The organism is Bartonella sp. MU37NMGALS (assembly GCF_042194015.1).
GTDB lineage: Bacteria > Pseudomonadota > Alphaproteobacteria > Rhizobiales > Rhizobiaceae > Bartonella > Bartonella grahamii.
In genome coordinates, this window is the sequence record NZ_JBHIML010000011.1 from 13874 (window position 1) to 28954 (window position 15081).

At 36.6% G+C, this 15081-nt stretch carries 10 protein-coding genes; 8 read left to right on the forward strand and 2 right to left on the reverse strand.

Annotation, left to right across the window (positions count from 1 at the left end):
• Window positions 1-196 precede the first annotated feature (196 nt).
• A complete protein-coding gene (locus ACFIJP_RS06685) occupies window positions 197-4750 on the reverse strand; it encodes a hypothetical protein (protein WP_375626453.1) in 4554 nt (1517 codons plus the stop codon).
• A 656-nt stretch (window positions 4751-5406) separates the two neighbouring features.
• On the opposite strand from ACFIJP_RS06685, the gene hfq reads away from it, so the two are divergent.
• The 4 genes from hfq to ACFIJP_RS06705 all read left to right on the forward strand — a co-directional run bounded on the left by hfq (window position 5407) and on the right by ACFIJP_RS06705 (window position 10234).
• Window positions 5407-5646, forward strand: a complete 240-nt coding sequence (gene hfq / locus ACFIJP_RS06690; protein WP_005773461.1) for an RNA chaperone Hfq — start codon at window positions 5407-5409, stop codon at window positions 5644-5646.
• A 54-nt stretch (window positions 5647-5700) separates the two neighbouring features.
• Window positions 5701-7038: a GTPase HflX gene (gene hflX, locus ACFIJP_RS06695; protein ID WP_375626455.1), complete on the forward strand. Its 1338-nt coding sequence runs from the start codon at window positions 5701-5703 to the stop codon at window positions 7036-7038.
• Window positions 7039-7187: 149 nt separating this feature from the next.
• On the forward strand, window positions 7188-9011 hold the full coding sequence (locus ACFIJP_RS06700; protein ID WP_375626457.1) for a hypothetical protein: 1824 nt from the start codon (window positions 7188-7190) through the stop codon (window positions 9009-9011).
• A 146-nt stretch (window positions 9012-9157) separates the two neighbouring features.
• Window positions 9158-10234, forward strand: a complete 1077-nt coding sequence (locus ACFIJP_RS06705) for a COX15/CtaA family protein (protein WP_375626459.1) — start codon at window positions 9158-9160, stop codon at window positions 10232-10234.
• A 10-nt stretch (window positions 10235-10244) separates the two neighbouring features.
• Here ACFIJP_RS06705 and argC read toward each other — a convergent pair whose 3' ends face one another.
• The gene (argC, locus tag ACFIJP_RS06710) at window positions 10245-11189 is read right to left on the reverse strand and encodes an N-acetyl-gamma-glutamyl-phosphate reductase (RefSeq protein ID WP_375626461.1); all 945 of its coding nucleotides are present in this window, start codon (window positions 11187-11189) and stop codon (window positions 10245-10247) included.
• A gap of 321 nt (window positions 11190-11510) precedes the next feature.
• Between argC and glyA the strand changes: the two genes are divergently transcribed.
• The 4 genes from glyA to ACFIJP_RS06730 are packed head-to-tail and all read left to right on the forward strand — an operon-like array spanning window position 11511 to window position 15037.
• Window positions 11511-12824: a serine hydroxymethyltransferase gene (glyA, locus tag ACFIJP_RS06715; protein ID WP_375626463.1), complete on the forward strand. Its 1314-nt coding sequence runs from the start codon at window positions 11511-11513 to the stop codon at window positions 12822-12824.
• 11 nt (window positions 12825-12835) lie between these two features.
• Complete coding sequence (gene nrdR / locus ACFIJP_RS06720) at window positions 12836-13318, forward strand: transcriptional regulator NrdR (RefSeq protein WP_015856456.1); 483 nt, start codon at window positions 12836-12838, stop codon at window positions 13316-13318.
• Window positions 13311-14438: a bifunctional diaminohydroxyphosphoribosylaminopyrimidine deaminase/5-amino-6-(5-phosphoribosylamino)uracil reductase RibD gene (ribD, locus tag ACFIJP_RS06725; RefSeq protein WP_375626465.1), complete on the forward strand. Its 1128-nt coding sequence runs from the start codon at window positions 13311-13313 to the stop codon at window positions 14436-14438. Before nrdR ends, ribD begins: the two co-directional genes overlap by 8 nt.
• Window positions 14420-15037, forward strand: coding sequence for a riboflavin synthase (locus ACFIJP_RS06730; protein ID WP_375626467.1), 618 nt, complete (start codon window positions 14420-14422; stop codon window positions 15035-15037). The genes ribD and ACFIJP_RS06730 overlap by 19 nt, the downstream gene beginning before the upstream one ends.
• Window positions 15038-15081 lie beyond the last annotated feature (44 nt).

The following is a 15081-nucleotide window of genomic DNA, read 5'->3' on the forward strand; positions in this document are numbered from 1 at the left end:
GAATGATATGTTGTTTTATAAGTCATTACGCTTCTTTAGGGTTATTGCTTAGGATATCACAGAAGACCGCACGCCAATTATCCCAGCCTTTGAAGTACAAAGCTGCAGTTAAAAGCAAAGTACTCTACAATGAGCCATTAAAACAACTGGAGAGGAAAAAAGTGGAAAAAATATCTTTTTCCACTTTTTTTATTTTTTATTGGATTCGACCACTTGCATGAGCAAGCATAGTATAAACTTTTCCGGTATCTGATATCAGGTATTTGCGAACTGAGCTGGAAGAACCAGAACTGCGCGATATATCACGTAAGAGTTTTTCAAAATCTGTAACATATTGATTCACTGAACGTTTAAACTCAAAATCGCTCATATATTTTCTCTTAATCATTTCAAATATTTTTTGTCCATTTAAGGTATAAAGGCGTTCTGTTACGATGTTTTTTTGTCCACGTTGATAATGATCCCATAGCTCAACAATGGCATTGTGATTAATAGCTTGCACTATACCAGAAGCTAATGAATTAAGAGAGCAGTTTGCAGGACATGGTTTTGTTTGCACTGATGTTAAAACATCATCACTAGGGGGAGCATCATAAAACGTTTCTTCACGTGAAGCTCTTTCTAAGAGATTTGACACCCATTTATTTGGTCTTTTTTTGCTTTGATCTTGTTGCAGAATAGGCTTAGGTGGTACGATCTTTTTAACGGACTCAGTGGAATTGTCACTTCTTTGATTAAATATTGATGATGCAGGAAATTCTGATATCAGCTGTTTTTTTGCGCCCTTTTGATCATTTTGTATAACACTGACTAGATCTTGTAACGCTGTAATCTGTTCATTCAAAGCTGTGCGAATTGTTTGCGTTGTTTCTTTTGTCTTTTCCGGAAGTTTTTTAACATTTTCATTGATATCATTATTAATCTTTGAAAGCTCTAAACGAACTTCATCAGCGGAGCGACGTATGTCTTCTGCTGCTTCTGAAAAACGCGCCGATGCTTCACTAACAAGCCTATTAAGTGATTGTTGGAATGAATTTGTGGAGTTACGTGCATTCTTATCAGAGCGTTCAAGTGCTGAGTTGAAGATTTTTTCATAATGCCCAATCATTTGATTAATTTCATGAGACTTTGAAACAAGAGCATCACTTAATACAGAAAGCGTATTATGTTTTTCTTCAAGTGTTGCACTCAGTGAATTTTCAGACTGTTCAAGAACATGAATAGTTTGGGAAAGTGTTTTTGCATGTTCACCAAAACTGCTCGTTATATGATTAATTTGTTCAAAGGTATTCTTTGAAAGCCCTTGCAGAATTTCAACATTATTATTGAGCACTTGATTTGAGGCTGACAGACGCTCTGCTACTTGGTCCGTGTTGCGGAAAAAATTACTCGCACTCTCATTAAACTGACCATCAATATTTTGAACAGCTGATAATAAAACATTACTATTTTCGTGAAAATTGTAAATTGATTGATTCAACTGTGTTAAGACGGATGAGACATTATTAACAAGTTCTTCCTTCATAACCGTTATTGTTTGAAGTGTTTCAGAGTTAGCTTTTGTTAAGCTATTCACTAAAAATTCATTGTGTGCATAAATTCTTTGTTCAGCTTCTTGTGTGGAGAGAGAGAGTTGTTCACCGATATGCTGTGTTAAAGAATCAATTGATTCTGTCGTATTTTGCGCTGCTTGATTTAAGTGATTTGTCAGCTCTGTTATTTTTCCAACATGTTTTGAAATTTGTGTTGCTGTTTGATTTTCTGCAACTTCCAAACGGCTCGTTACATCAGAAAGTTGATAACCTAAATTATTTTTAAAATTTTGCATAGAGTGATGAAGAACATCACAGCGTTCATTAAGAACTTGCTCTATTGCTGTTGTTGATGTGTGAATGGTTTCGTTCAATAATGCTTGTGCATTATGACTGGCTGTTGCGAAAGCTTCGACAGTATGCGCTGTTTGTTCAGACAGAACGGACAGAACTTTTTCACTGGTATCATAAACAGTTTTTTTGACATTTGATACAATGCGATTGCCTGATTCTGAGAGAATATTTTCTGCTTGTGCAGTAACATTTGTAACAGATGAAAGAATTTGTTCACTCGTAGAAGAAAGAATATCAGAAGCTTTTATAATCTTATTATGCAGGTTATCTGTAACTATATTAACAGAGTCTTCTAAGGTTACACGCATATTGTCAACACTGCTTTCCAGTGCTTGTTGAATTATCTGACTTTGCTCATTATTAAGCATGAGAGACGTTTTTAACGTGTCAGAACGTTCCTCAATAACAGATGTTTGCATATCAATGGCTTCACAGATTTGGCTAAATTTTTCAGATAAGGTTTCCTCTAGCGTTGTTGTTCGTTCAAAAATTTTGTGTGCACGATCTTCTAGATCTGTATCGAATGATTCCATACGTGTTTCAAGGGTTTCAAAGAAAACACCACTCGATTGAGAGAGAGTGTTCTTTAAAATTTCGGCATGGTTTTCAAGGTTTTTGATATGATCTTGAACCGTTTCAGTAATGTTCTTATTATTGGCGACAATTGCACTTTCAACTAAATCTATTTGTTGTTTCAATGCAACATCGACACGTATATCACTTTTTGCAATGAGATTATGGATTGTTTCCATGCGTTGCTCAAGTGTGCGTGCTTGATCGGCAAGAACTTCATTGAGAGAAAAACTATTAATCGCTAAAGAGTCACGCAGAGCATCGGCACGGATATCAATGTTTCTCGCTTGTGCTTCTAAAGCATCTTGGGTTGTATTGCAGCTTTGTACAATGACATCTTGTAGTTTTTCAGTGCATTGAATGATGTTTGTAATATGATTTTCAGCTTGTTTATCAACGACTTGAATATTGTCAGCCAAAACTTTTTCAATATGAGAAGTGTTTTGGGACAAGACATCAATTTGATTTCTTAATGTATCCGCAATTTTATTCTTCTCGTTATCGAGCATGTCTGCCATAAGAGCTCGTTGATCAGAAAGTTGTACTTTAAAATCTTGTGAACGTTCTTGGATGATATCAACAATGGCATTGTCGACATACTGAATTTCTTCTCTCAGGCTTTCTTTACTTTTATCAATTGCAGAAAGAATAGCTTCACGTCCATTTGTAAATGCATGGGTAATGTCTGCTGTTTTTTCTTGGAGGTTTTCATTTATTTTCAAGACATGAGATTCCAAGAAGTTACCAAGTTTTTCAGCATTATCCTCTAAAGCCTGACTGCGTTCTATAAAGGAATCAATGATGGAATCACTATGTTCTTTAAGAGAAAGATCAACAGTGGCTAAACGTTGTTCAAAGGCTCCAATTGCTTGCGAGGTTACGTTATCAAATTTAGAAGAGAGTTTATGTGCTTGGTCGTCGAGCTTTAAGATCTTCTCATCAAAATTCTGTAGAGATTGATTATTACGATCAATAAGAGCTTGATCCAAGGCTTTAAACTTTTCATCGACAGCGTGCAAAGTTTGATCTGTTACTGCTTGTATATGTGTGGCAATTTTAGCAATATGTACTTCCGCTTTTTCAGCTGTTTCATTAAAGGTTTTTTCTATTTGCTTTTCATTATGATCAAATCGTTTTGAAAAACCATCGAAGTTTTTTCCTAATTCATGAAAAAATTCTGTGTTTTTCTGCTGAATTTGTGTTGTTGTTTCGTTAAATTTTTCAACAAGCTGATTTGTTACGCCATCACCGGCATAGGAAAGTTTTTCAACAAGGTCTTCACCTTGTTTTTGTAAAGTTTGAGAGAGAGTTTGTGCAAGCTTTTCAACATTGGTTACAATTTTAGAGGTAACTAAACCAAATTCATCACTCAGTTGTTCTTGGGTTCCTTTAATTGTTGATTGTACGCGATCTGCGTGATTCAAAATGGCGATGCGTTCATTGCTCAATTCTTTGATTAATGTGTGAATACGTGATTCATTCTCAGCATAGGCTTGTTCTAGGTTGTGAACTTCACCTTGTATGATTGCTTCAAGTTCAACAGCACGTCCGAGGGTACGTTCAATACCTTCATTCATTGCCGCTACTTCTTCACGAATGGTTTGCCCTATAGCAATAGCTTGTTTTTCAGATAAATGTTGTGGTTCACTAAGGCGCTGCGCAGCATTTGTCATAAGAAGAGCAATATTATGCAAGTCGTTTGAACGTTTTGTTAATTGAGCAACGCCCCAAGATATAAGGATAGGAATTGCTGTTCCGGCTGCTACAGCGAGTCCTGTTGGGGATGTAACAAAAGTGCTGATATTGGATAAGGAGCTGAGTCCGGTAGGTGCGAGCTTATGCGCAATAAAAGCTCCTCCCGTTGCCCATAAAGCACTAAGCGCTGTTGTATACCAGTAGACTCGAGAGGAAGAACGCTGCTTTAATAGTCCAAAATTTACAGGGGTTGTTATATCATCATTTGCAGGAAGAAGTTTTGTAGATAACAATGTATTATGAACAGTCCCACCTGAAATATCAGGTGAAGGTTTTGGAGCAAAAAGCTGTTCAACAACGGATTTATCAACAACAGCTTCATCATGAATATTAGAAACAAAAGTTGACGTACCGTTTTCAGCAAAGAATTCTTCTTCTGCCATTGCAATTTTTTGAATCAGATCATCGACATTAACAATATTTTCAGAATTATTTGATGATATTGTTTCAAATTCTGTGTCATTGAAATCAAAGTTCATAGCTTTTGTGAGGGCTTCTTCAACTTCAAATGTTTGCAATTTGGTTCTGCGTGCCATACTCGCCTCGTACTCTTACAGACGGAAAAGGGATACGTCCTCTTCCACATAATCTCTACATATTAGCTGTTAATTATTTAGAAAGGAATATGCTTAGGGAAAAATTTTAAAAACTTATCAAGATAAAGTTAACGCGGTTTCTTATACCCTGTTTAAAAATGTTATAAAATATAGTAAAAACAATTTATTATTTGAATCTAACAAAAACAAAAATACTGTTTACAACTTGTGTTTATAAAAAACTTTATAAGCCGCTAGTCTTTGAAACAAGGATAATTTAATAGCCGTTATATACACAGTTAAGGTGCGAACACCTCTCTATTAATACCGATGATCGTTAATAAATATTGTTGTCCGTTTACTTTTATTGATTCTAAACGAAGCAGATTCATCATCACATATAGTCTGTAATAGCTTAGGATATATAAAAGTATGCCTTTGGACTGTAAGATTATAAAAGAATAAACGTGGAAAAATTTTTAATTTAATATAGCTTTTTGTAAGTTGCGCTTTATTATTGCCTTAAAGAGCCGTTTTTTCTCTAATTTCAGTTGTTTGTTGCTAAATTTTGAAGCTTCTACGTTGACAATTAGATATTTTTCAGTCGATATGCATGCACGAATATTTTATGCAATCGAGATGAAGGTGTAAGAATAATGGCAGAGCGATCACAACACCTGCAAGATGTGTTTTTAAATACGGTGCGTAAGCAAAAAATTTCCCTTACAATTTTTCTTGTCAATGGCGTTAAACTCACGGGTATTGTAACTTCATTTGATAATTTTTGTGTTCTTTTGCGCCGAGATGGACATGCGCAATTGGTTTATAAGCATGCTATTTCTACGATTATGCCTGGACAGCCTGTACAGATGTTTGAGGGTGAAAGTCCTGAGTAAACATATCATTTTAAGATAGACCTCTTATCCCATTTTAAAAGTACTTAGATTGCTATGATAAATGAAAATGAGAGATTAGGAGGGGTGTTTTCGCAGAATACAGGACAGGTGCGCGCACTTGTTTTGATACCGATTTTTCAAGAAAATAGAAGTGAAAGCTCTTTGAGAGAGTGTTCTATATCTTCTCGTGTTAAAGAGGCATTGGGGTTAGCGCGTGCTATAAGGTTAGAAGTTGTTAACTATGAAACGGTTAATATTGCAACGCCTCGCTCTGCGACTCTCTTTGGAAAAGGTAAAGTAGATGCGTTAACCTGTTATATAGATGAATATTCTATTGAGCTTGCGATTGTAGATCACTTTTTAACGCCAGTACAGCAGCGTAATTTAGAAAAATTATGGAATTGCAAAGTTATCGATAGAACGGCTTTGATTCTTGAAATTTTTGGGGATCGTGCACGAACAAAAGAAGGAGTTTTGCAAGTAGAGTTAGCGCATTTGTCCTATCAAAAAGGGCGACTTGTGCGTAGTTGGACGCACTTGGAAAGGCAACGGGGAGGGCGTGGCTTCCTAGGTGGACCTGGTGAAACACAAATTGAAGCAGACAGGCGTCTTTTACAAGAGAAAATTATTCGTATTCGCCGCGAATTGGAAACTGTTATTAAAACACGTGCACTTCATAGAGCAAAAAGGAAAAAAACATCTTACCCTGTTGTTGCACTGGTAGGATATACGAATACAGGAAAATCAACTCTCTTTAACCGTTTAAGCGGTGCTGATGTTTTAGCAAAGAATATGTTATTTGCAACGCTTGATCCGACTTTGCGCAAAGTTGTTCTTCCTCATGGAAAAACTATTCTTTTGTCTGATACTGTAGGGTTTATTTCTAATTTGCCAACAAATTTGATTGCAGCTTTTAGAGCAACCCTTGAAGAAGTGGTTGAAGCGGACCTCATTCTTCATGTAAGAGATATGTCAGATCTAGATCATCGTGCACATGCTCAAGATGTTTTAGAAGTGCTTTCAAGTCTTGATATTGATATTGATGATATGGAGCATATCATAGAAGTTTGGAATAAGATTGATATGTTAGATGAGCAGGCATTGAATGTTTTACAAACAAGCGCAAAAACACGATTAAATCCTGCTCTCATAGTATCAGCACTTAAGGGGGATGGGCTCGATCAATTATTAAGAGCCATTGAAAAGCGAATTTTTGGAGAGCTGCAAAGCATTGAATATCTTTTACAACCTCATGAAATGTCGCTTATCGATTGGTTTTATGAAAACTCTGCGGAAATAGTGCAAGAAGGACATGATGATGGGTCTATTACCATTAGAGCCGTTATTACGTCTGAAGCAAAAAAACAATTAGAGAACATCAAAAAAATATGAATTAAGTTATTTTAAGCTATTGTTGAACATTTGTGCTTAAATTTTATGTTTTTATTATCTGAAAATAATATGACAGCAAGTTAAGAGGATAGTTACTACTTTCTCTTAATAAAACAATATGAAGAAGTATTTTGCTGGTTAAAATAAAGATGAGTCTTAAGTGTAATAAAAGACTATTCGTACGTACCGTATGGCGAAGCATTTTGATTGTTTTGCTATTACAAATGTTATTTATATCTTTGATTTGGTTGTATTATTTTGTCCAGCCTCGTCGTTACCAAGCAACTTTAATATTTTCATTATCTGATTCTGTAGGAAAACCGTTACCAATCAAAAAACAAGACAATGTTATCGCCTTTTTGTTTTCACAGCCTATGGTCTTCGATGATTCGCATTTTTCTTTAAGTGCTTTTAATAAGAAAAAAGATCATGAAAATATCCGTTTATCGCGTCATGGTGATTTTATCGATCTTACTTTTGAAGCTGAGACACTTGAAGCAGCTCAACGTGGCTTGGAAACTTGGTTTTCCGCATTTTCACAAGCAATCATAAAACAGAAACAATTCTTGTTAAATGATAAAGAAGACAAACGATATGATAACACTGCAATTGTTAATATCGTGCAAGGATTTCGTACATCTGTTGATTCGTTTATTCAGCATGGTGTAAAAAAAACAGAGCTTCATGATCTTTCTATGCAATTAACGCAAGCAACTTTAAAGCGTATTCATTTAACAAGTTTGAATTCAACGATTAACATGATGCGTGAAAAGGGACAGTCTTTATTGTCGTTATCGTTTATTGCAGGTAATTCAGCAATTGTTGCTCTGGAATCTAAACGTGATCTTTTGGAAACGCAAAGAGCACATATGGCGGCGCAATTGGGGTGGACACATCCTCAAATTAAAGCAATGACTGCAGAACTAGAGACAGTTTCTCATCAATTAAAAAATAAAATTTTACAAATCGTTTATCAAGTTTATTCAGATAAGGTTATTGCAACGGAATTAGAAGAACAGCTCAAAAAAAGAATGAATTTTTTTGTAAAAGATCAAGCTCAATCTTTGAATGAAATATTTAACGAGTTTGAAAATAAAATAAAAGCAGCAGTCGATGCACAAAATAAAGCGATGAGCAACTCTGCTCAACAAAGAGAAAAAATTATTGATTCATATTGGAGATTGAGTGATGATCTTCTTCTCTTGCAAAATACAAATATCCACGTGGTTACGCCAACAACGTTAGCACCAATTTCTTTTATGGCTCTTTATGGAAAAAATATTTTTGTGAGTGCATTGGCTAGCTTCCTTACTCTTTTACTAGGAATATTGTTATTTTATCCGTGCTTTAAAAGCAAAAAAGATCAACCTTCAGAAGAGGATTTGAGATCAAAAGAAAATGCTTTTGAGAAGAACGAGAGTATTTTAGTCTCTCAAGAAATGAAAAATCTTGAAGCTTTTATTACGATAGAGGGATTATCTGATGTTTTGAAATGGCGTGCTTCAACCATTATTTCAATCATTGGACCAGAGGCTGCACGGACAGCGGCAAAGCTTTCACTTCATCTCACAAAAGAGAACAAAACAATTCTGTTGGTCGATATTTCTGGTCAACAAATAGAGAAAGTCATTGGTCCACATCGCGGACTGAGTGATATTTTAACGGGCAATGCCCAGCTGCATGATGTTATTTACCGTGATTATGATACGGGGGTTGATATTCTTCCTCAGGGGTTAACAAGTGCTATTTCTGCACAAGATTTTTCAAATGACATTTCTCATATATTACAAGAATTAAAAAAAGAATATGACTTTATCATTCTAGAGATGGCAAGCGAACCAAAATATGGATTTGAGCAATTTGCAGAGCTAACAGACTATTATATTTGTAAGACTGTTCTTAATGAACAAGAATGGATGATGCGGATGGTAAGCAGCTTTCCAAAGGCTGTTTATCGCGTTGTTGCATCATAAACTTTATAAAAAAGAAATATGTATCGCATGTTATAGTGGTACGCTTGTTTTTTGCTAAAGTTATAGTACATACTAGAATACACAATGATTTGATGTTTAAATTTTAAAATGCATTGTAGTTGGAGAGAAGCGTGGGGCAATCAGAGATGGCAGTAAAGAGATTAAACAATAGCATTTTAACGCCCGTGCAAAAGAAAAATAGAAAACAAATACAGGTGTGGCTTTACTCTATTTTATTGCTTTGTTTAGCAATTGTCTTAGTAGGTGGCGCTACTCGTTTGACGGGATCAGGATTATCTATAACGGAATGGAAGCCAATACACGGCGTTATTCCACCGATTGGTGTGGATCAATGGCAAGAGGAATTTTTAAAATATCAACAGATAGCACAATATAAGCTGCTTAATCCTGATATGACCTTAAGTGCTTTTAAGGTCATATTTTGGTGGGAATGGGCGCATCGTGTTCTTGGGCGTCTTGTTGGTCTTGTCGCTTTATTGGGGCTCATTTGGTTTTGGGCGACTAAGCGTGTTGAAAAAAATATCTTACTCCCGCTTATTGTCGTGCCTATTCTTATCGCCTTTCAAGGCTTTATTGGTTGGTGGATGGTTGCTTCAGGGATTGGGCAAAGTAATTTAACAAGTGTGAGCCAATATCGTTTGGCATTTCATCTTATAACGGCATGTTTTGTTATTGTTTTTGTTACTTATTTATCTCGAGGACTTGCAGAATATTCAGAAAAGCCAGCAAATAAAAAGGTGCAATATTTTGCGGCTTGGCTTGTTGTTCTCGTTTTGATAGAGATTTATTTCGGAGCTTTGGTTGCAGGGCTTCATGCTGGAAAAGTCTATAATACATGGCCTCTTATGGATGGGCAGATTATTCCTGATGGTTTGTTGCAGCTTCGTCCTGTTTGGCTCAATTTATTCGAAAATTCATTAATGGTTCAATTTATTCATCGATTTTTTGCTTATTTTGTATTTATTGTTTCAGTTGTTCATGCTTCCTATGTACAAAAAAACATTCCACATTCAACCCATTCTCGTCGTGCATTTCTTATCTGTGTTATGATTATTATCCAAGCACTCTTGGGTATCTTAACACTGTTACATGAGGTTCCGATAAGTTTAGGGCTCATTCACCAAAGTATGGCACTAGCAGTGTTATGTTTTGCGGTTGCGCACTGGCGAGCAACGAAAGGGGCATATCGCGTTGTTGAATAAAAGTTTGTATTTATAGGGAGTTTAAGTTGCTTGAAAGCATTAAATCGAGGTTCTGGATAGCCGCAGCTGATGCGCCTTTTCCTAAATTATCGAATATGGCGCTGAGATTAAAAATACCTTCACGATCATTTCCAAATACGAACAGTTTCATATTATCTTTATTGGCTAAACACTCTGGATTAAGTCTTTGAAGTGAAGCAGTTTCTTCTTGTGATGCAACTAAAATGGTATTTTGTCCATCGTAATGGTTTGCGAGAATTTCGCGCAAATCAGAACAGTTTGCTGATTTTGTGAATAAATGGCGATGCAGAGGAAGATTCACAATCATTCCTTGGGGAAAACGACCAACACTTGGTATGAAAATTGGGGTTTGGTTGATTTGTCCATAGATTTTAATTTCTGGCACATGTTTGTGTTCAAGATTAAGACCATAGATAAAATAATTGTTCTGAATATTTTGTTGAGATTGATTTTCCATTTCTAAAATCAACTGTTTTCCACCACCAGTATAGCCGGAGATTGCATTAATCGAGATGGGATAATAGGCGTCTAGCAGTCCTGCTTCACGGAGTGGGCGAATCAAACTAATGGCACCGGTAGGATAGCACCCGGGATTGGTTACATAATGTGCTGCTTGGATGCGCTTTCTTTGTCCTGTTGTCATTTCAGGAAAACCGTAAACCCAGTCTGGTGCAACACGGTGGGCTGTCGAGCTATCAATAATCCTAATGTTTTTATTTTTTTTAAGCCAATGAACTGTTTCGCGTGCAGCATCATCTGGAAGACACAAAATAGCAATATCGGCTTGATTAAGATAGTCTTGTCGCAGATGGACATTATGGCGATCTTTATGAGCAAGAGAGAGTAGTTTTAAATCTGTACGCCCCTCTAAGCGTTTTTGTATTTGTAGTCCGGTTGTGCCATGTTCACCATCAATAAAAACTTTAGTTAGCATTCTTATTTGCCTTGTATTAACTTTGCCTATTATATTCAGTTTTTCACATTATAAATTATTTTTAATCATTAAATTATTGAATTTCTTTAGATTATAGATACCTTTTGTAAAAGGTGTAAACAAATAAGAGTGTAAAAAAAGAAATGTAATCTCATTTTTTACCATTCTTGAGAGGGAAGTTTTTTGTTTTTTTTATAACAAAGAATAAGATAAATATTTGCGTCATTATTTTTGAGTGTAAGCGGTTTAAAATGTTTGGTTTGCATGGTTTGCTGTGTTATCGTTCAGTGATTTTATTTTTTTATGTTAGGAACGTGTTTTATGACTCAGCAAGAAAATGACGCACAAAAGCGCTTTTTTAATGATAATTTACAAACTGTTGATGGTGCAATCTTTGATGCAATTAGAGGGGAGTTTGAGCGTCAACAACATGAAATTGAGCTGATTGCTTCAGAGAATATTGTTTCAAGAGCGGTTCTTGAAGCGCAGGGGTCTGTTTTAACTAATAAGTATGCAGAAGGTTATCCAAGAAAGCGCTACTATGGCGGGTGTCAATTTGTTGATGTCGTTGAAGATTTAGCCATTGAAAGGGCAAAACAGCTTTTTGGTGCTGCTTTTGCGAATGTACAGCCTAATTCTGGTAGCCAAATGAATCAAGCTGTCTTTTTAGCTTTACTTCAGCCTGGTGACACATTTATGGGATTAGACTTAAATGCTGGTGGTCACCTTACGCATGGTTCATCTGTTAATATGTCAGGAAAATGGTTTGATGTTGTTTCCTATGGTGTGCGTCAAGAAGATCAGATTATTGATATGGATGAGGTTGAGCAACTTGCAAAAGAACGTAAGCCCAAACTTATTATAGCGGGTGGCTCATCTTATCCACGGCTATGGGATTGGAAACGATTCCGTGAAATTGCAGATAAGATTGGTGCTCATCTACTCGTTGATATGTCTCATATTGCCGGTCTTGTTGCTGGTGGCGTGCATCCTTCACCCGTTCCACATGCGCATATTGTAACAACAACAACACATAAGTCGCTTCGAGGTCCTCGTGGTGGTTTAATATTGACAAATGATGAGTCTTTATCCAGGAAAATTAATTCTGCAATTTTTCCTGGTCTTCAAGGTGGTCCTTTAATGCATGTAATTGCTGCAAAGGCTGTTGCATTTGAGGAGGCTTTGCGTCCCTCTTTTAAGAGTTACAGTGCCAATGTGGTCGCTAATGCGAAAACTTTAGCAAAAATATTACAGAGTAATGGTTTTAATATTGTTTCTGGTGGTACAGATAATCATTTATTGTTGGTTGATCTACGTTCCAAAAATCTAACAGGTAAACGTGCTGAATTGGCTTTGGGGCGCGCTCATATTACCTGCAATAAAAATGGTATTCCTTTTGATCCTGAAACGCCATCTATAACATCGGGAATTCGCTTGGGATCACCTGCTGCCACAACACGTGGTTTTTCAGAAAAAGAGTTTATTCAAGTTGGTCATCTGGTTTCAGAAGTTCTTGATGGTCTTCGGAGCGCAAAAAGTGATGAAGATAATTATGCCGTTGAAATGGCTGTTGAGAAAAAGGTAAAAGATATAACGAGTCAATTTCCTCTTTACTCTTATCTTAGTAATCGTTAAGGACACAAAAGATGCGCTGTCCTTACTGCCAATATGAGGATACACAGGTTAAAGATTCACGTCCAGCAGAAGAGGGGGCAGTGATTCGCCGCCGCCGTGTGTGTTCCGTTTGTGGTGGTCGTTTTACAACTTTTGAACGTGTTCAGTTGCGTGAGCTATTGGTTGCTAAAAAAAGTGGACGATGTGAACCATTCGATCGTGATAAGTTAATGCGATCAGTTGATGTGGCTGTACGTAAGCGCAATATTGATCCTGATCATATTGAACGAGCAATTTCTGGCATTGTGCGCCAGCTTGAAAGTTTGGGAGAACCGGAGATTGCTTCAGAAAAAATTGGACATCTTGTTATGGAAGCATTGAAAAGAATTGATGATATTGCTTATATTCGTTTTGCTTCTGTGTATCGAGATTTTCGTAATGCAAGCGATTTTCACGATGTTATAGATGAATTGTCAAAGGGTATTGCGGATACAGAATCTCGTTTTGATGAATAAAAAATTGCAAGATGAACGGTTTATGGCTGCAGCTATTCGTCTAGCAGAGCGTCATGTCGGTCTTACAGGTGAGAATCCTTCCGTTGGTACGTTAATTGTGCGAAACGATAATAGTGCGGGGGCATTTATTGTTGGCTATGGCATAACAGCTATTCATGGGAGTCCTCACGCGGAAGTGCAAGCTTTACATATGGCTGGTTCTTTGGCTCAAGGAGCGACTGCTTATGTTACTTTAGAACCTTGTGCGCATTATGGAAAAACTTCGCCATGTGTGAATGCACTCATTGATTCAGGTATTTCTCGAGTTGTTGTTGCGTTGACTGATTGTGACAAGCGTGTTGATGGTCATGGTATTGCTCTTTTGCGAGCGGCGGGTATTGAAGTGGTTGAGGGCATTTTAGCTGAAGAGGCTTTTGAATCTTTATGGACGCATTGGTGCATAAGGAAGATACAACGCTGTGCGGTCACTTTTAAAATGGCAATTTCTGCTGATAATGGTGTTGGGAAAAGAGAAAAGGGCAGCGTAAAAATTAGTGGAACACTTTCTCATGCCCATACGCATATTTTACGCGCTCAAAATAATGCTATCCTCGTTGGTATTGGTACTATATTAGCAGATGATCCACAACTCAATTGCCGCTTGCCAGGGATGGAGATGCGCTCACCAATTCGTATTATTTTGGATGCAGATTTATCTATCCCCCTTGATGCAAAAGTTGTCCAAACAGCTATGAAAATTCCTACATGGGTTATTTGCGATGTGGATCTTTCAAAGAAAAGCAAAAAAAATGCATTGGAGCAATATGGTGTGTCTATTTATTCAGTAGAGATGAACAATGGTTGTGTAGAACCCTTTGCTCTTTTACAGATGCTTTATAAACATGGGATTAATAGTGTTTTATTGGAAGGGGGCGTAAAGACAGGGGAAAAGTTTTTGAATGCTGGTTGTGTTGATCATTTGATATGTTTTCATACCCCCATGGTTTTAGGAAAAAATCGTATTGAAGCCCCTCATTTTGGAAATTATCTCTCGCAGTTTTATGAGATTGAGACAAGAATGTTTGGAAATGACCGTTTTTATAAATGGAGACGTAAGACATTATGTTCACAGGAATTATAACGGATATTGGTTGTATTGAAGATGTTCAACCTTTAAAGCAGGGGATGCGTTTAAAGATTTCTACACGCTATGCTATAGAAAGCTTAGCAATTGGCGCATCAATTGCTTGTTCAGGAATTTGTCTGACAATTGTAGAGCGAGGATTAAAACAAGAAGATTCTAATTGGTTTGTTGTCGAGGCGTGGGAAGAAACATTACGTTTAACGAATCTTGCACAATGGACAAAAGGAACTTTTGTTAATTTGGAACGTTCGCTTCGATTAGGTGATGAAATGGGAGGACATTTGGTTTCTGGTCATATTGATGGTTTGGTTGAAATCATTGATCAAAAAAATGAAGGGGATGCAATTCGTTTTTATTTAAAAGTTGCAAGACAATTTATACCTTTCATTGTCAATAAGGGATCTATTGCACTTAATGGGACATCTTTGACTGTTAATGGTGTTGAGGATTGTGTTTTTGATGTTCTTATTATTCGCCATACACTCGAAATGACAACGTGGGGACAGGCTAGAATTGGAGATCGGGTCAATTTGGAAATTGATCAACTTGCTCGTTATGCTGCGAAACTTTTTGCTTTAAAAAGAGAAGATGAATAAACCAAAACTCTATTGATCGTTTTCAGAATTTTATGCTTTATAAC